Origin of the sequence: Microbacterium aquimaris (assembly GCF_039531285.1) — a bacterium.
Taxonomy (GTDB): Bacteria; Actinomycetota; Actinomycetes; order Actinomycetales; family Microbacteriaceae; genus Microbacterium; species Microbacterium aquimaris.
This window is the reverse complement of sequence record NZ_BAAAPT010000001.1, coordinates 1,533,442-1,550,465: the sequence shown is the minus strand read 5'-3', so window position 1 is coordinate 1,550,465 and position 17,024 is coordinate 1,533,442. Positions and strand designations below refer to the sequence as shown.

Annotated in this window: 14 protein-coding genes; 6 read left to right on the top strand and 8 right to left on the bottom strand. The window is 68.9% G+C overall.

Translation table 11 applies throughout. The features are described from left to right. Positions 1-14: 14 nt before the first annotated feature. The 4 genes from ABD204_RS07150 to ABD204_RS07135 all read right to left on the bottom strand — a co-directional run bounded on the left by ABD204_RS07150 (position 15) and on the right by ABD204_RS07135 (position 5,834). Positions 15-1,070 (bottom strand): substrate-binding domain-containing protein, encoded by a 1,056-nt coding sequence (locus tag ABD204_RS07150; protein WP_194423949.1) that lies wholly within the window; start codon positions 1,068-1,070, stop codon positions 15-17. A gap of 128 nt (positions 1,071-1,198) precedes the next feature. Continuing rightward, entirely contained in the window at positions 1,199-2,512 is a 1,314-nt protein-coding gene (locus ABD204_RS07145) for a dihydrolipoamide acetyltransferase family protein (protein ID WP_194423948.1), read from the bottom strand. Continuing rightward, the gene (locus ABD204_RS07140) at positions 2,512-4,704 is read right to left on the bottom strand and encodes an alpha-ketoacid dehydrogenase subunit alpha/beta (RefSeq protein ID WP_194423947.1); all 2,193 of its coding nucleotides are present in this window, start codon (positions 4,702-4,704) and stop codon (positions 2,512-2,514) included. Before ABD204_RS07140 ends, ABD204_RS07145 begins: the two co-directional genes overlap by 1 nt. Before the next feature lie 137 nt (positions 4,705-4,841). Further along, the gene (locus tag ABD204_RS07135; protein ID WP_322597539.1) at positions 4,842-5,834 is read right to left on the bottom strand and encodes a 6-phosphofructokinase; all 993 of its coding nucleotides are present in this window, start codon (positions 5,832-5,834) and stop codon (positions 4,842-4,844) included. Positions 5,835-6,004: 170 nt separating this feature from the next. On the opposite strand from ABD204_RS07135, the gene ABD204_RS07130 reads away from it, so the two are divergent. The 6 genes from ABD204_RS07130 (at position 6,005) to ABD204_RS07105 (ending at position 12,991) form a co-directional block, all read left to right on the top strand. Further along, entirely contained in the window at positions 6,005-7,846 is a 1,842-nt protein-coding gene (locus ABD204_RS07130; RefSeq protein WP_194423945.1) for a hybrid sensor histidine kinase/response regulator transcription factor, read from the top strand. A gap of 99 nt (positions 7,847-7,945) precedes the next feature. Next, a complete protein-coding gene (locus ABD204_RS07125; RefSeq protein ID WP_194423944.1) occupies positions 7,946-8,806 on the top strand; it encodes a class II fructose-bisphosphate aldolase in 861 nt (286 codons plus the stop codon). A gap of 1 nt (position 8,807) precedes the next feature. Then, positions 8,808-9,587, top strand: coding sequence for an HAD-IA family hydrolase (locus tag ABD204_RS07120; RefSeq protein ID WP_194423943.1), 780 nt, complete (start codon positions 8,808-8,810; stop codon positions 9,585-9,587). Positions 9,588-9,652: 65 nt separating this feature from the next. Continuing rightward, positions 9,653-11,386 carry a dihydroxyacetone kinase family protein gene (locus tag ABD204_RS07115; RefSeq protein ID WP_344098392.1) on the top strand — a complete coding sequence of 578 codons (1,734 nt, stop codon included), beginning with the start codon at positions 9,653-9,655 and terminating at the stop codon, positions 11,384-11,386. 27 nt (positions 11,387-11,413) lie between these two features. After that, positions 11,414-11,968: a VOC family protein gene (locus ABD204_RS07110; RefSeq protein WP_194423941.1), complete on the top strand. Its 555-nt coding sequence runs from the start codon at positions 11,414-11,416 to the stop codon at positions 11,966-11,968. A gap of 39 nt (positions 11,969-12,007) precedes the next feature. Then, positions 12,008-12,991, top strand: a complete 984-nt coding sequence (locus tag ABD204_RS07105; RefSeq protein ID WP_194423940.1) for a zinc-binding dehydrogenase — start codon at positions 12,008-12,010, stop codon at positions 12,989-12,991. Here the strand turns inward: ABD204_RS07105 and ABD204_RS07100 are convergent. The 4 genes from ABD204_RS07100 to ABD204_RS07085 form a co-directional block, all read right to left on the bottom strand. Beyond that, complete coding sequence (locus tag ABD204_RS07100; RefSeq protein ID WP_194423939.1) at positions 12,975-13,928, bottom strand: transketolase family protein; 954 nt, start codon at positions 13,926-13,928, stop codon at positions 12,975-12,977. The two genes, ABD204_RS07105 and ABD204_RS07100, sit on opposite strands and share 17 nt — an antisense overlap. After that, positions 13,925-14,794, bottom strand: a complete 870-nt coding sequence (locus ABD204_RS07095) for a transketolase (protein ID WP_322597538.1) — start codon at positions 14,792-14,794, stop codon at positions 13,925-13,927. Before ABD204_RS07095 ends, ABD204_RS07100 begins: the two co-directional genes overlap by 4 nt. Continuing rightward, complete coding sequence (locus ABD204_RS07090; RefSeq protein WP_206697155.1) at positions 14,791-15,249, bottom strand: RpiB/LacA/LacB family sugar-phosphate isomerase; 459 nt, start codon at positions 15,247-15,249, stop codon at positions 14,791-14,793. The genes ABD204_RS07095 and ABD204_RS07090 overlap by 4 nt, the downstream gene beginning before the upstream one ends. 135 nt (positions 15,250-15,384) lie before the next feature. Continuing rightward, positions 15,385-17,001 (bottom strand): sensor histidine kinase, encoded by a 1,617-nt coding sequence (locus tag ABD204_RS07085; protein ID WP_194423938.1) that lies wholly within the window; start codon positions 16,999-17,001, stop codon positions 15,385-15,387. Between the last annotated feature and the right edge of the window lie 23 nt (positions 17,002-17,024).

Genomic DNA, 17,024 nt, shown 5'->3' with positions numbered 1-17,024 from the left:
CCGCCCGCGGGGGATCAGAACGGGTAGTCGCCGTCGGCGAAGTCACCCGGGTAGTACTGCTGGATGTCGTTGCCGATGATGAGCTGACCGTCGACCACGACCTCTTCGTATCCGGGCCAACCGAGGTCGGTCCCCGTGGTGACGTCCTCACCCTTGAGCATCCGGAGGGCGACGTCGTTGAGGGCCCATCCCCACCCGGCGGGGTCCCATCCCTGGCCGGCGAACATGTAGCCCTCTTCGAGGTCGGGACCGGCCACGGACGGCAGGGTCAAGGCGACGACCTGGACGTCCTGGCGCCCCTTGTCGCGCAGCGCACTGGCCATTCCCGAGCCACCGGACGGGGTGGTCGCCAAGTACCCGCCCAGATCGGGATACGCGCTGAGGATCTCTTCGGCGAGGTCACGGCTGACCTGGTCGTCGTTCTCGTTCTCGTACGGCGTCGGCGAGACGTTGACCATGTCGGGGCAGTTCTCGGCGATGTACTCGTTGGCCGCCGCGAGCCACTCCATGTGCGACTCACTGGTGAGCAGGCCCACGCTCGTGGCGTACTCCCCTTCGCAGTTCATCGCCTCGGTGAGCTGCTGACCGAACCCGGCACCGAACTCGGCGTTGTAGAAAGCCTCCACGTCGTAGTCGATGGAGTCGGTGCCCACGAGCTGCGTGGCCTCGGTGACCCCGACGATGATGCCCGCTTCGCGTGCGCGTTCGAGCACCGGGGCGATTCCCAGCACGTCGTTGGGGACGACGATGATGGCGTCGACCTGCTGGGCGATGAGGTCCTCGACGATCTGGACCTGCTGAGCGGGGTCGCCCGAGTCCGGGCCGGTCTGGTAGGCCTCGACCTCGTCCGAATACTCGTCGTTGAACATGTCGACGCCTTCGGACATCCGCTGGAACCAGGTGATCCCCTCGACCTTCGAGACGGTGACGATACGGTACTTGCCGTCGTCGTCACCGGATCCGGCGTCGCCACCGTCGCCGGCGCCGACGGTGGTGCATCCTGCGGCGGCGAGCGCCGCGATGCCGATCGTTGCAGCGGCGACCGAGCGCCGGGTGTGCTTGATTTTCATGCGCGTTCTCCCTTGAACTTGCGACAGGACATCGCTTGTCGTCTCTCACGCTTCCAGGTGCCCTCCGACCCCGTAATTGGGGCTTTCCCTATCGGCGGGTAGGGACTCCCCCACCCGCCGAGCGGGCGTCAGGCCAGGAGCGTGTAAGGGTTCTCCAGGGCGGCGGCGAACGCCGCGAGCCACCGGGCACCCAGCACGCCGTCGATCGGACGGTGATCGAACGACGCCGTCACCTTCATCACGCGGGCGGGCACGATGCCGCCGTCCTCGACCACGGGCGTCTCGACGACGGCCCCGACGGCGAGGATGCCGACCTGCGGCGGGTTGATGATCGCGGAGAACTCCTCGACACCGAACATGCCGAGGTTGGACACCGTGAACGACCCTCCCTCGAGGTCCTCCTGTCGGAGGCGTCCCTCGTCGGCACGTGCGACGTAGTCCCGCACACGTTTGGAGACCTCCGTCAGTCGTAGCCGATCGACGTCGCGGACGACGGGGGTCACCAGGCCCTTCTCGCTGCCGATGGCCACGGAGACATCGATCGAGGAAAGAGGTCTGACCGCATCGGGGAGCCACATGACGTTCGCCTCGGGGACCGACACGAACGCCTCCGCGATCGCCTTGACGATGAAGTCGTTGACCGACACACGTGTGGTCGACGCGGCGTTGATGGTCTCGCGCAGGTCGAGCAGGGCGTCCATGCGCACGCTTCGGGACAGGTAGAAGTGCGGGGACTGCTGCTTACTCGCCGTCAGCGCGCTCGCGATGGCGCGTCGCATGCGGGTGTGGGGGATGTCGCCCTCCTCCGCCGGCGCGGCCTCGGTCACGGGTGCCGACGCCGGGGTCGGTGCAGCCGGCGGTGGCGTCGGCGGGGGCGGGGTCGCCGGGGCGGCCAGGAGCTTCTCGAGATCACGCTTGACGACACGGCCGTGCGGACCGCTACCGGGCACGCTCTCCAGCGACACGCCCGCTTCGTGGGCCAACCGGCGCACCAGGGGCGAGGCGAACAGGCGTCGCCCTTCTTCCGCGGGGCTCGGCCCGACCGCACTCGACGCCGGGGCCGCGGCCGGTTCGCCGGCGGGTGCGGTGTCGGGGGAGCGGTCGGGCGCCGGCGCGGGGTCGGGGTCGGGGTCGGATCCCGTGTCCTCGTCCTCCCCCAGTCCGAGGCTCCTCAGCAGCGCTTCTCCCGCGTCGTCGCCCTCCCCCGCCGCCAGGACGACGGCGATGGGGTTTCCCACCACGACCGATTCGCCGGGTTCGGCGAGCAGCCGCCATACGGTTCCGGCGGCGTCCGCGACGATGTCGACGTTGGCCTTCTCGGTCTCCACGACCGCGACGGCGTCGCCCTCACCGATGCTCGCACCGCTCGAGACGGACCATTCGACGAGCACCGCCTCCTCGGAATCGGCCGAGACACCGGGCATCCGCAGCGCACTGGCCATCAGTCGGCCCCTTCCGTGTCGAAGGCGAGTCTGGTCAGACCCGCCGCGACGTCGTCCGCGTTCGCGAGAGCCGCCTCTTCGAGGACCTTGCTGATACTCGGCGACGACTCACTTCCGGAGACGCGTGCGACGGGGGCGTCCAGCCAATCGAAGTACCGGCGCTGGATCTCATCGGCCAAGAGCGCCCCGTAGGAGGTCTGGCGGGATCCCTGCTCGACGATCATCACCCGGTTCGTCTTCGTGATGCTCTGCTCGATGGTCGCCCAGTCGACACTGGCCATGTCGAGCCACCGAAGGTCGATGACCTCCGCGTCGACGCCGCTCATCTCCGCCGCCTCCACACTCGGCGCGACCATCGACAGGTAGGTCAGCACCGTCACGGCCTCGCCCGTTCGGCGCACGGCGGCGGATCCGACGGGCAGCAGGTAGTCCAGATCGCCCTCGGGAACCTCGCCCTCGGCGCGGTAGAGGTCGGCGTCGTGCTCGAGCACCGCGACCGGATCCTCGCACTGCAGAGCCGCGTTCATGGCCCCGACGTAGTCGTGGGGGGTCGAAGGCGCCACGATGCGCCACCCGGCGGAAGAGGCCATCACCCCGGCGGGGTCCATCGAGTGCTGGGATCCGTAGCCGGTGCGGGTGCCCACTTTGATGCGCATCACCAACGGCATGCTGTGATGGCCGCCGAACATGTGGCGCGCCTTGCCGATCTGATTGAACAGCTGATCGGCGGCGACCCACACGAAGTCGGCGTACATGAGCTCGATCACCGGACGATAGCGCCCGTCGAGCGCCATACCGCCGGCCAGACCGCTGAAGGCCGCCTCGCTGATGGGCGTTCCCAGCACGCGGTCGGGATAGGCCTCTTTCAAACCCTTCGTCGCTCCACGCGGTCCTCCGCTGAGCTTGTGGACGTCCTCACCGAGGACGACGATGCGCTCATCCTCGGCCATGCGCCGCGACATCACCTCGGCGACGGCGTCGACGAACCGCACGGAGGTCTTGGCGCCGGTGACCTGATCGGCTTCGAGGTAGCGCGCCCCGTCCAGTTCCGACAGGTCGCCCCGGATACCCTCATCGATCGCCCCGGGATCCGGCCACAGGTCGAGCCGGAAGCGTTGCTGACCCTTGCGGTCCGGGTCGGGTTCGAGCAGGTCGTCGCAGACCGAGGACATGATCGCCTTGCACCGTGCACGCAGGTCGGCGATCTCGTCCGCGCCGGCGATGCCGCGCCGGATCAGGTGTCCGCCGATGGCCTCGAGCGGGTCGCGACCACGCCAGGATGCCTCTTCGTCGCGGTCGCGATAGCCGAACGCGCTGCCCGGGAAGGGGCCGTTCTGGTGGAAGTAACGATAGACGTCGGCCTCGATCATCGTCGGGCCCTTGCCCGCACGCATGTGCGCGAGCGCCTCTTCCATGGCCAGGTGCACCGCGAGGGGGTCCATACCGTCCACACGCCAGCTCGGGATGTTGAACCCGAGTGCACGGGCCGACAGGCGCGGTTCGCCCGTCGCCTCCTCGACGGTGGTCGAGACCGCGTACTGGTTGTTCTCGACGAAGAAGCACACCGGCAACGACCAGGCCGACGCGAGGTTCAGGCTCTCCAGCACCGAACCGATGTTCATCGCGCCGTCACCGAAGTAGGTCACCGAGACGGCGTCCGTGCCGGCGTGCCGGTCCGACCACGCGAAGCCCGCCGCGAACGGGACGGCTCCACCGACGATGGCGTTCGTGCCCATCGCCCCGATCTCTTTCCACTGCAGGTGCATCGACCCGCCCCGGCCACCGCAGTAGCCGGCGGCGAGTCCGCAGATCTCCGACAGGCTGCGCGAGAGCACCTCTCGAACGGTGTCGGAGAACCCCGCCGTCATGTCGAACCCGTCGGGTTGCACGGCGGTGAGTGCCTTGGCGAGGAACTGGTGGTGCCCACGGTGGGAGCCGTTGATCTGGTCGGCGACCGTCAGCGGAAGGATCGATCCCACCGCCCCGCCCTCCTGCCCGATGCTGGAGTGTGCCGGGCCGTTGATGAGCTTTTGCCCCGCCAGGTCGAGCACGCTCTCCTCGAACGCGCGGATCAGGTGGAGCTGCGTGGCCATCGTGGTCAGCACGGCCGGGTCTGCGGCGTCCCAGTCCTTCGTGGTGGTGCGAAGTTCCACCCACGGGGAAGCGGGAGCAAGCTTCTTCTTCGTCGTCATCTAGGTCATCCTCGATCTCTGAGTCGGCATCCGCGGCGATGCAACCCTCGTCCTGATGCTAGGGACGGCATGACACCGGCGGTATGCGGGCTTTCCCGCCGTCGCGGTAGGGATGACCCCACCGACGCTCGCCCCGGTCACCCGAGGAGAGACTGGAAGCGGCGATACTGATCGAGGGAGACGCTGCGAGATCGGCCGCGCTCCTCCAACGGCGACAGCCTCACGTCGTGCCCGGCCACGGTGACCATCGCGCCGTGCCGACCGCGCACGAGCGCATCCGCGGCGGCATACCCCAGCTGCGCGGCCAGCACTCGGTCGGCCGCGGTGGGTGCGGCCCCGCGCTGAACCGGCGCGAGGCCGCTGACGAGCGGTTCGACGCCCGTGTGCGATTCGATGATCTGGCGGAGCCGGCGACCGGCTCCGCCCTCCGGCGACGATTCGGCGGCGAGAGCGAAGCCCTCGGCGACCACGACCAGGTGGCCACGTCGGGCGGTGATCCGGAGCCGCTCCCGGATCTGCTCGCTGGTCTGCGGCCATTCCGGGATCAGCACGACGTCGGCGGCCGCCGCCAGACCCGCGTGCAAGGCGATCCAGCCGGCATCGCGCCCGATGACTTCGGCGACCACACACCGTTGCTGGGCGTCTCCGACGGCGCGGAGCCGGCTCATCGCCTCCGCCCCCACGCCGACCACCGTGTCGAAACCGAGCGCCTGCTCCGTGCACCCGAGTGCATTCTCGACCGACGTCGGAACCGCGAGCACCGGGACGCCGGCCCGTGAGAGCGATTCGGCCACGGCCATGGTCTGCTCCCCACCCACCATCAGCAGCCCGTCGAGGTTCGACATGCGCACGCCCGCCACGACGGCATCGAGATCCGGCGGCGCGACAGCGTCGTCGTGGGGGGACGCCCCGAGGACGGTCCCCGGAGCCGCTGCCGCCCCGCGGACCGCGCGCCAGCCGAGCTCGATGGTCTGCACGTCGAGCACACCACGCCAACCGTCCACGAAACCGACGAAGTCGGCCTCGTGCGCTTGCGCTCCCCGAAGGACGGCAGCCCGGATCACGCCGTTGAGTCCGGGGTAGTCATCGCCGCCCGCGAGAACGCCGAATCGGCGTCGTGCGGTGCCCACGACGACGACGCTAGCCTGCCGGGCCATCCACCCCCATACGGGATTCCCCCGATGCCGCGTAGGGAATACACCCGCTGTCGGCGGAATCCGGCGACGGTGGCGCGCATACCCGCGAGGTGTACACTCCGGACCAGTCGTCGCACTCCGATGACGGTCGAGGAGGACCGCTCATGTCACAGGAATTCGCGTACGTAGAGACCGCCCCCGAGGTCTTGACACCCTCCGGGCACCTTCGTGCGATCACCGAGTCAGCCGCCGAGCTGGCGGGCCAGTTCGAACTCCAGCCGCTGCTGGAGCGCATCCTCAGAAGCGCCACGCGATTGCTGGGGTGCCATTCCGGATCGATCAGCCTGGTCGACGAGGTCGCGGGCACGTACACCAAACGCGTCGACGTCGGCGTCGGCTGCTCCGAAGGGCAGACCTTCTCCCTCGACCAGGGCGTGACGGGAGAGATCGTGCGCACGCGCAGCGCCGTGGTGCTGCACTCCTACTCGGCCATCAGCGCCGGACACATCTCCGCCGACGACCCGCGCTGGAGCTGCGCCGTCCTCGGCGTGCCCATCCGATGGGGCGACCGCATCATCGGCAGCTGCGTCATCTTCGGCGACGAGCCGGATCGGCTGTTCACCACGACCGACGCCGAACTGGCGGAGCTGTTCGCCAGCCACGCCGCGATCGCGCTGGCCAACGCTGAGATGCACACGCGACTGTCCAAGCGCGACCGCGAGATCGCCGTCGCGCACGAACGCGAGGGCGTGGTGCGCGACGTGCACTCCACCGTCGGTCACGCCCTGCGGTCGATGGTCATCGACCTGCACCAGGCCAACGAGCTCCTCTCCCCCTCGCACCCGGCGCGCGAGCACATCGACGAGGCCCGGCAACGCGCCGAGGCCGCCCTCATGGAAGCCCGACGCACGGCCGCCGGCATCGGACCGACCGCCCTCGAGAGTGGGACGCTGGAGCAGGCGCTGTCCGACGAGCTGGATTGGGTGTCATCGGTCGCGCCGCTGCAGACGGCACTGTCGGTGTCGGGCTCGCCCCGCGAGGTGTCGGCCGAAGTCTCCCACCAACTGCTGCGGATCGCGCAGGAAGCCCTGACGAACGTGGTCAACCACGCACGCGCCGCGACGGTGCGGGTGGGGCTCCTCTACAGCTCGCACTCGGTCACGCTCCTCGTCGAAGACGACGGTCGCGGGTTCGTCCCGTCCTCCCACGGGTACACCGGCCCCCGCTCCCCCGCGGGCGGACTCGGACTGCACGGCATCTCCTCCCGGGTGACCCACCTCGGCGGTGAGTTCGACATCGAATCGATCGAGGGATGGGGCACGAAAGTCCGCGTGGTGCTCCCCGAGATGCCGGACACGATCGCGACGCCCACGACTGCCCCGTGGAAGGTTCTGATCTCCAGCACCCAACCCCTCGTCTCCGCGGGCTTGGTCCGGGTGCTGCAGCTGCACGAGCCGTCGATGCAGATCGTCACCGAGGGTCACGACTCGGACGACCTGCTCGCGAGCATCGACCAGGTGGCCCCCGACGTGGTCGTCGTCGATCTCGACACCCATGAGCGCGCGCTCCCGCAGATCGCAGAGCGTCTGAAGTCCGTCAACAGCCGGGCCTCGATCGTCGCCTACATGGAGTCGCCCAACGTCGACCAGATCCGCCTCACGCGCGATGTGGGGGTGCGCGGATACCTCACCAAGCGTTCCTCCCCCGACGCCATCGCCCGGAGCATCGTCGCGGCAGGCGAAGGCGTCGCGATGATCGATGCGGGGTTGTACGAGCACCTGCTCGACAACGGTGGCAGTGCCACATCGCCCGGCGAGCGCCTCACCGCCCGTGAGGTCGAAGTCAGAGGTCTCGTGGCCAAGGGGATGGCCGACAAGCAGATCGCCACCGAGCTGGGGATCTCGGTCAAGACCGTCGAGAAGCACGTCGGGTCACTGCTGCGCAAGTGCGGGGCGCACAATCGCACCATGCTCGCCGGGATGGGCGAGACCGCTCCGACCTTCTGAGCACCCTACGTGATTCCCCTACTCCCGAGGGGGGACACCCCTCATGGCCGCTCTTCCGCGCCCCGAATAGCGTGAGAGCAACCTGATGGGAGCGAATACATGGGCGTGGTTTCTCTCGAGAAGATCCTCGGAACGGCATTCACCGAGCGGTACGGCGTGCCGGCGGTGAACATCTTCAACGACCTCACGATGGAGGGCGTCCTCGCCGGCGCCGTCGAGGCACGATCGCCGGTCATCGTACAGACCTCGGTCAAGACGGTACGGAGCATCGGCGCGCCGGTCCTCGCCTCGATGTGGCGGTCGATGACCGACGGGATCGAGGTCCCGGTGTGCCTTCACCTGGACCACTGCCCCGATCGCGAGGTCGTCACGGAGTGCCTGCGCAACGGCTGGAACTCGGTGCTGTTCGATGCGTCCGAGATGCCGGTCGCCGAGAATCTGCGGCAGACGATCGAGGTGGTCGCGGAAGCTCGCGAGTATGGGGCGCATGTCGAGGGGGAGATCGAGTCGATCACCGGCGTCGAGGACGGGCACGGTTCCGACGAGGAGGCTGCGCGACAGGCCCTCGATGTGTGCCTCGATTTCATCGACCGCTCAGGCGTCGACGTGTTCGCACCGTCGATCGGAAACGCCCACGGCTCGTACAAGGCTGCGCCGGTGCTGGACTATCAGCGGGTGGAGGACATCGTCACGGCCCGGTCCATCCCGATCGCGCTGCACGGCGGCAGCGGCTTGAGCCTGGAGCAATTCCACGCACTCATCGCCCGGGGGTGCGCCAAGGTGAACATCTCCACGGCACTGAAGGAGACGTACATGAAGTCGTCTCTGCAGTTCCTCGAAGGCGCACGCGAGCGCGACAAGTGGGATCCGCCTTCGCTGTTCTCCGCCACCCGCGAGGAGGTCGTCGATCTGGTCGTCGGGCTCGCCGAGGACTTCGGTTCCGCGGGGAAGGCGGCCTGAGGTGCCTGCACTCATCTTCGACTGCGACGGAGTCCTGGCCGACACCGAACGCGACGGACACCTCCCCGCCTTCAACGCCACCTTCGCGCACTTCGGGGTACCCCTGGAGTGGGATGTCCCCACGTACGCCGAGAAGGTGAAGATCGGCGGCGGCAAGGAGCGCATGAGGTCGGTGCTCACCCCGGCGTTCGTGGCCGCCGCGGGGCTTCCCTCCGAGGAGCCCGCGCAGTCGACGATGCTCGCCGACTGGCATCGTGAGAAGACCACACGGTACACGCGCCTGATCGACAGCGGTGCTGTACCGGCCCGCCCCGGCGTCGCACGGCTCGTCCGCGAAGCCCATGACGCGGGGTGGAAGCTCGCGGTCGCCTCGACATCGGCGCAGCCCTCGGTGGAAGCGGTGCTCCGGCACGCCGTCGGCGACGAGATGGCCCAGATGTTCCGTGTCTTCGCGGGGGACGTCGTTCCGCGCAAGAAGCCCTCGCCTGACATCTACCAGCTGGCCGTGCGCGAACTCGCCGTCGCAGAGGACGACGCCGTGGTCGTCGAAGACAGCGGCATCGGGTTGCGCGCGGCCCGCGCAGCAGGGCTCCGGACCATCGTCACCATCAGCGGCTTCACCGCGGGGGACGACTTCTCCGGCGCGTCACTCGTCGTCGACTCACTCGGCTCCGACAGCACCCCGACGCATGTGATCGACGATCCTCTCGGCGTCTTCGACGGCGATCGCGTCGACCTGCACACCCTCGACCGTGTCTTGACCCACCCCACCCACCCCTGAGCGCCGGCGGCTCCGACACCCGAGCCACCGGCACCCGACCTTTCAACGAAGGAGTTGAATCCACAATGACAACACTGCTCAACGACCCGAAGGACTTCCCCCGGCAACTGGCCGAGGGATTCGTCGAGGCGAACCCGCAGTACGTGCGCGCGGTCTTCGGCGGCGTGGTCCGCGCGACGCGATCGCGTGCCGGGAAGGTCGCCGTGATCTCCGGCGGTGGCACGGGGCACTACCCCGCATTCACCGGTTGGGTGGGTCAGGGCCTCTTGGACGGCGTGGTGACCGGGAACATCTTCTCGTCCCCGAGTGCATCCCAAGCGGTCAGCGTCGCACGTGCAGCCGATCAGGGCGGGGGCGTGTTCATCGCGCACCTGAACTATGCCGGCGACGTCCTCCACTTCGGCCAGGCGGCCGAACGTCTCCGCGCGGAAGACGTCGAGGTCGCCACCGCGGTCGTCACCGATGACGTCGCGTCGGCGCCGGCGGCCACGCCGCACATGCGTCGCGGGATCGCGGGCGGCCTGCCCGTGCTGAAGATGACCAGCGCGGCGGCCGAAGCGGGACTGTCCCTCGACGAGGTGGTCGAGGTGTTCCATCACGCGAACAAGCGCGTGATGACCTTCGGGGTCGCCTTCTCGGGGTGCACCCTGCCGGGCGCAGACCACCCGCTGTTCGAGGTCCCGAAGGGACAGATCGGCGTGGGGCTGGGCGTGCACGGCGAGCCGGGTATCTACGAGACCGAGCTCGGCACAGCGGATGACGTCGCCGAACTCCTGGTCGATCGGCTCCTGCAGGAGCGCCCCACCGACGGCTCCCGGGTGGTCGCGATGCTCAACGGGCTGGGCTCGGCGAAGTACGAGGAGCTGTTCGTCACCTACACCGCCGTGGCCAATCGACTGCGCGAGGCCGGTGTCGAGATCGCTGAAGGCGAAGTGGGCGAGTTCATGACCTCCCTGGACATGGGAGGGGTCTCCCTCACGCTGGTCTGGCTCGATGAGACCTTGGAGCCGTATTACTTCGCCGAATGCGACACCCCCGCGTACAAGCGACGCACGCCGATGGCCGAGCCGCTCCCGAGCGATGTGGTGTTCAACACCGAGGCGGAGCAGCTGGTGGTCACCCGTGTCGCAAGTGAGGAGTCACGCGTGACGGCGGGAATCGTCACCGAGGGGCTGACCTTGATCAGCGAAGCGATCGAAAAGAACGCGACCGCTCTGGGTGATCTCGATGCGATCGCCGGCGACGGTGACCACGGCATCGGCATGACGCGCGGTTCCGCTGCGGCCGCCAAAGCCGCGCGCGAACTGTTCGAGCAGGGAGCGGGCGCCCAGACCGTGCTGGTCGGTGCGGGCGACCGCTGGTCGGAGAACGCCGGCGGCGCGTCCGGCGCGCTGTGGGGTGCCGCACTGACCGCGGCCGGCAACGTGCTCGGCGACACCGCACGGGTCGACCGCGACCGTCAGGCCCAGGCTCTCGCTGCGCTCGTCGAGGCGATCAAGCGCCTCGGCGGCGGAAGCGTCGGCGACAAGACGATGCTCGACGCGATGGTCCCGTTCGCCGACGCGTTCGCCGCGGCCGTCGCCGACGGCGCATCCACCGCCGAGGCATGGACGACGGCGGGCGACGTCGCGGAAGCCGCCGCCACCGCCACGGCCGACCTGTCGCCGCGCCTGGGTCGCGCACGGGTGCTGTCGGATCGCTCCGTCGGCCACCCCGACCCCGGCGCCGTGTCTTTCGCCTTGGCGGCGAAGACCATGGCCGGCGTCGTGCAGGCATCCCGTACCGAACAGACCGTCTGAGCTTTCGCTCGCAAGGAGGAAGACACCATGGCAATCCCCGGAATCCGCGGCATGGAGCACATCGGCTTCACCGTCCCCGACATCGATGAAGCGTGCGATTTCTTCATCGACGTGCTCGGCGCAGAAGAGCTGTTCGTCGCCGCCACCGACTTCCGAAACGACGACACCGATTGGATGACCGAGCACCTGCGGGTGCATCCGCGTTCGGTCATCAAGGAGTTCCGCTATCTGCGCCTCGGCAACGGCAGCAACCTGGAGATCTTCCAGTACGACGCGCCGGACCAGGCCGCGACACCGCCGAAGAACAGTGACATCGGCGGACACCACCTCGCCTTCTATGTCGACGACATCGACGAGGCGATCGCCTACCTGCGCGAGCAGGGTGTCGAAGTCCTCGGGGAACCGACCAGCTACACCGAGGGCCCCAACCTGGGCCTGACCTGGTGCTACTTCATGGCCCCGTGGGGGATGCAGCTCGAGGTGGTCTCGGCCCCGAACGGCACCGTCGTGGACGATCAGGCGAAGGCGGCCGGGACGACACGACTGTTCCACCCGGCGAAAGTCGACGAGACCAAGCAGTGATCGGCCTGCCCGAACCGTTCGACGCGTGAGAGCGTCGGCATGGCGCTGATCGCGCGAGTCGTGCCCGGTGGGCACCTGACGGTCGTTCCCCGTGAACGTCCCGTCCCGGTGCCCACCGGGCACGATCTCGTGGTGCGGGTCGATGCGATGGGTGTCAATCCTGTCGATCTCAAGCGCGCGGCGGCGGAACCGGCAGGCGTCGTACCGGGGTTCGATGCGACCGGGCAGGTCGTGGGCCGGGGTCCGCACGCGGGCGCGTTCGATCTGGGCGACCGCGTGTTCTACGCCGGCACCCTCGACCGTGACGGCGCCGCTCAATCTCACCACCTCGTCGATGAGCGCCTTTGCGCGCGCGCACCACGAGACTGGGCGGCCGTGGACACCGCGGGGCTACCCTTGACGATGATCACGGCGTGGGAAGCATTGCACGACCAGCTCCGGTGGGAATCATCCACGCGCGGCACGCTGCTGATGGTCGGCGGTGCGGGAGGCGTCGGCACGGCTGTGATCCAGCTCGCGCGCGCGACACTCCCCCACGTGCGGGTGATCGCGACCGCCGCACGACCCGAGTCGTCCGCGTGGGCCCAACGCTTCGGTGCACACGACATCGTCGACCATGCGTCTGCGCTGGCCCCGCAGGTACGCCGCATCGCCCCGAAAGGCGTGGACGCCGTCATCTCGGCGGCCTCCCGCGGACGCGTCGACGACCTCGCCGCATGCCTCGCGCCGTTCGGCCACATCGTCGGCGTCGATCGGGGCCCCATCGACGTGACACCGCTGAAGCCCTTGAGCGCGACGTGGCACTGGGTCTTCATGTTCACCAAGGCGGTCCCGGACTGGAACGGCCCCGGCACCCCTCACGCCGAGATCCTCGCCCAGGTCGCCGCACTCGCGGAAACCGGTGCGTTGCGTTCACCCACGCGGCACGTCTACCCGCGCCTGTCGGCGGAGACCCTCGCGGCCGCACTCACCCGAGTCGGCGCCGGCCACGGGGTCGGGAAGACCGTCATCCGTAGGTCGTGACCGGCGCGGTCGCCTGGACGAACTCCGCCGCGCGGTCGGCGATCGACTGCGCATCCAGACCGCATCCCACGATGACGTCGCGATACGGACCGCTCGAGATGAAACGGTGCGGTGCGCCCATGACCTGCAGCGGCACGGGACACCGCTCCGCGAGCAGTTCGGCGACCGCGCCACCCAACCCCCCACGCACATAGTGCTCCTCGACGGTGACGACCCGCCGGGTGCGGCGCGCCGCCTCGACGACGAGGTCATGGTCGAGAGGTTCCAACATGGACAGCGCGAGATGCTCCACGCCGATGCCCCGCTTCTGCAAGGCATCGACGGCGTCGATCACCTCGGCGGTGATGTGCCCGGAGCTGATCACGGTGAGGTCCTCGCCCCGCGAGAGCGTCCGCCCGCGCCCCCACCGGAAGCTGCCCGCCTCATAGAGATCGGGGACGCTCCCGGCACCCAACCGCAGATAGACCGGGCCCTCGTGGGCGATCATCGCCGCTACCGCATCCTCGATCTCCCCGCAATCGGCGGGTGTGATGACCGCGATACCAGGGATCAGGCGCGCGAGCGCGCAGTCTTCCAGGGAGTGGTGGGTCGGTCCGAGCGGCGAATAGCTCAGTCCCGCGTTGCGGCCGACGATCTTCACGTTCTGCCGCATGTATCCGATGTCGTTTCGGAACATCTCGAAGTTCCTCGCGGTGACGAACGGCGCGATCGCGCAGAGCACCGGAATCCTGCCGGCGGTCGCGAGGCCGGCGGCGAGGCCCGTCGCGGCCTGCTCCATGATCCCGACTTCGATGTACCGGTCGGGGAACTCATCCCTCATGCCCCCCAACCCGGAACTCAGACCGGAGTCGACCGAGATCGCCACGACATCGCCGTTCTCCTGCGCGACGCGATGGACGGCGGCTCCGAAGGCCTTGCGCGGGTCACGGCCGGTCATGCGACACGCTCGCGTCCGAGCGAGACGAGGCGTCGGTCGAGTTCGATGAACGCCTCCCCCAGCTCCTCCCGGCTCGGTGTCCAATAGTGCGATCCCACCGTGCCCGCCAGCCGGCCCAGGCCCTCACCCTTGACGGTGTGCGCGACGACGGCGGTCGGGGCGGAGGTCTCGACGCGGGCGCGACCGAGCGCGTCGAGGATCTGTCGATGGTCGTGGCCGTCGATCTCCTGCACCGTCCATCCGAATGCCCGCATCTTCTCGGCGATGGGTTCCATCCCCATGATCCGCTCGGCCTCTCCGCTGATCTGGAGTCCGTTCACGTCGATGATCGCCGTGAGGTTGCCGAGGCGATGATGCGCGGCCATCGCGAACGCTTCCCAGTTCGACCCTTCGGCCAGCTCACCGTCGCCGAGCAGGACGAATGTACGCCAGGACTCGACCGATGTCCGGGCAGCCATCGCCATCCCCGCGGCGATGGCGGTGCCGTGTCCGAGTGCCCCGGTGTTCGCTTCGACCCCCGGCAGCTTCTTCATGTCGGGATGGCCCGGCAAGACGGTTCCGAACGCCCCGTACGTGTCGAGCACCTCGGCTGGGAAGTAGTCGAACAGGGCCAGGACCGCGTACTGGGCGAGCGCCTTGTGACCGGCAGACAGGAGGAAACGATCCCGACCGGCCCACCCCGGATTGGCCGGGTCGTGACGAAGCACCCTCGCATACAGCGCCGTGACGATGTCGATGCACGAGTATGCGCCGCCGAGATGTCCGGAGCCGCCGGCGTCGAGCATCCGCAGCACGTTCCGACGCGCGCGCGTCGCGAGGATCCGCAGCTCGATGTCCTCCGCGGTGCTCACGTCGATCGTGTTCACGCCGATGCCGACCGTCGTTCGAACGCCGTGATGGCCGCGACCTTCGGACCGCTCCGACTCTCGGGATCGAACTCGCACTCGAGGTACCGCGCCAACAGGGCCTTGGCGACTTCCAGACCCAACGTCTGCGCGCCCATGGAGATCAGGTTCGCGTTGTTGCTGAGCTGGGCGCGTTCCGCGGAGTACACGTCAGAAACGAGCGCACAGTACGCACCGGGTACCTTGTTGGCCGCGATCGAGACGCCGATACCGGTTCCGCACAGAAGCACCCCGCGGTCGTAGTCGCCCGAGGCGACAGCGGTGGCCACGTCGGTGGCGACGTGTGCGTAGACGGGGTCCGTCGCGCCGAGGTCGGCGGCGGTGTGACCGCGTGCCTCGGCGACGGCCATGAGGGCTTCCTTGAGGTCTGTCGCGTTCGGATCCGAACCGAAGGCGATGCGCATCGTGCCAGGCATGGGGCTCCCTCTCTGTCGCCTCATCGCGACCCGTTGTGTTCCCCTCAGTCAAGCGACGGACGCGAGGGACGACCATTGGAGGATTCCCGTATCGAGGTGGGGAATGCCCCTACCCTCCGGGGCGTCGCCTGAGGGTCAGGCGGGCGCGACGGTGCGCGGCAGGTCGAGCGTGAACCTCGTGTGCCCGCCGCCGCTGTCGAGGTGCACGTGGCCACCGTGCGCGGCGGCGGTCGCGGCGACGACGGTGAGTCCGAGGCCGAATCCCTGCACCGCACGGGAGATCGCCGACGGTGTGCGGTAGAACCGGTCGTACACCCGCGGCTGCTCCTCGGGGGCGATGTCGGGACCGAGGTTCTCGACCGACAGCCGCACCCGCTCGTCGTCGGCCGAGAGCGCGACGGCGATCGGCGTGCCGGGGTCGCTGAACTTGAGGGCGTTCAGGAGCAGTTCGCGCACGGCCTGACTCAGCCGGGCGCCGTCGACCGTGGCCAGCGCCTGGTCGGGCACGCTCACCACGATGCGGGTCGCGGTGTCCGCGACCTTCTCGGTCACGGCGCCGATCGCGCGGTCGACGAGCGCCGCGACATCCACCGGCGCCGGGTGCAGCGGCGTGTCCGACTCGGCGGCGGCGAGCATCTCTCGGATGCGATCCATGAGATCCGCACTGCGCCGGCGCACCACATCGAGGTACTGGCGTTGCTTCACCGCGGTGTCGTCGGTCTCCTCCTCCAGCAGGTCGAGGAATCCGAGGATGCCCGTCATCGGAGTCCTCAGTTCGTGGGAGACCGTTTCGAGGAACTGCTCGCGCAGTTCCGCCGCGTGGGCCAGTTCGGTGACGTCGTAGACGACGAGCACGGTGCCCAACAGCTCCCCGTCGTCACGCCGCACGCGTCGCGCGGAGGCGACGACCGCGACCTGGCGGCCCGGCGGCCCGAGCCACGCGATGCCGTCGTCGAGTTCTTCGCCGCGCAGCGCACGCTCGACGATCTGTTCGTCTCCCGGAACCGGGGTGGCACGGTCGGGTCCGAGGATCGCGTCGCCGACATAGGGCGGCTCGGTCATGTCGATGCCGCCGAGCTCGGCGAGGCGGACGGCATGCGCGTTCGCGCCGGCCAACCGCCCGTCGGCGTCGAAGTGGATGATGCCCGCGTTGACGGTGTTCAGCACGTCCGCCAGGAGGATCTCTCCGTCGCGGGAGGCACGCAACGCCTCCTGCGTGGCGGCGGCGCTGCGTCGGAGACGCTGGGAGGCGAGCATCGCCACGAGGCCGATCCCGACGCTGAGCACCGGCAATCCCAGCAGGTTGAACCATTGCAACGCCGTCGACGGCTGCTCCTGGTCGAGCAGGTAGGGAAACGATGTGATGAACGCCGATCCGAGTACCGCGCCGAAGATGGCGTACCAGGCGAACCCGTAGGCGAGCCACAGGATGGGGAACAGCGCCAACCCACCGACCCACCCGAAGGTCGTGGCGAGGTCGTTGCGGAGGAACGCGATCGCGAGCATGTCGATGGCGGGGATGACGGCGAGCCAACCGGCCGGCGCGTGTTCCCACGGCAGCGCGAGCGCGCCCACGGTCGCGAACGCGACAAGCGCGAACCCCCATCCCACGAGGGCGGGCGCGAACAGCTCCGGCGTCGACAGCGCGATCGCGGCGACGAGATAGAGCACCCCGAGCACGAAAGGCAGCTGAGCGCGGATGGCCGTCCGGACGCGCCAGCGGACGTCACGTTCCTGGTGCGCCCGCGTCATATCGACAACTCTGTCGTGAAAAC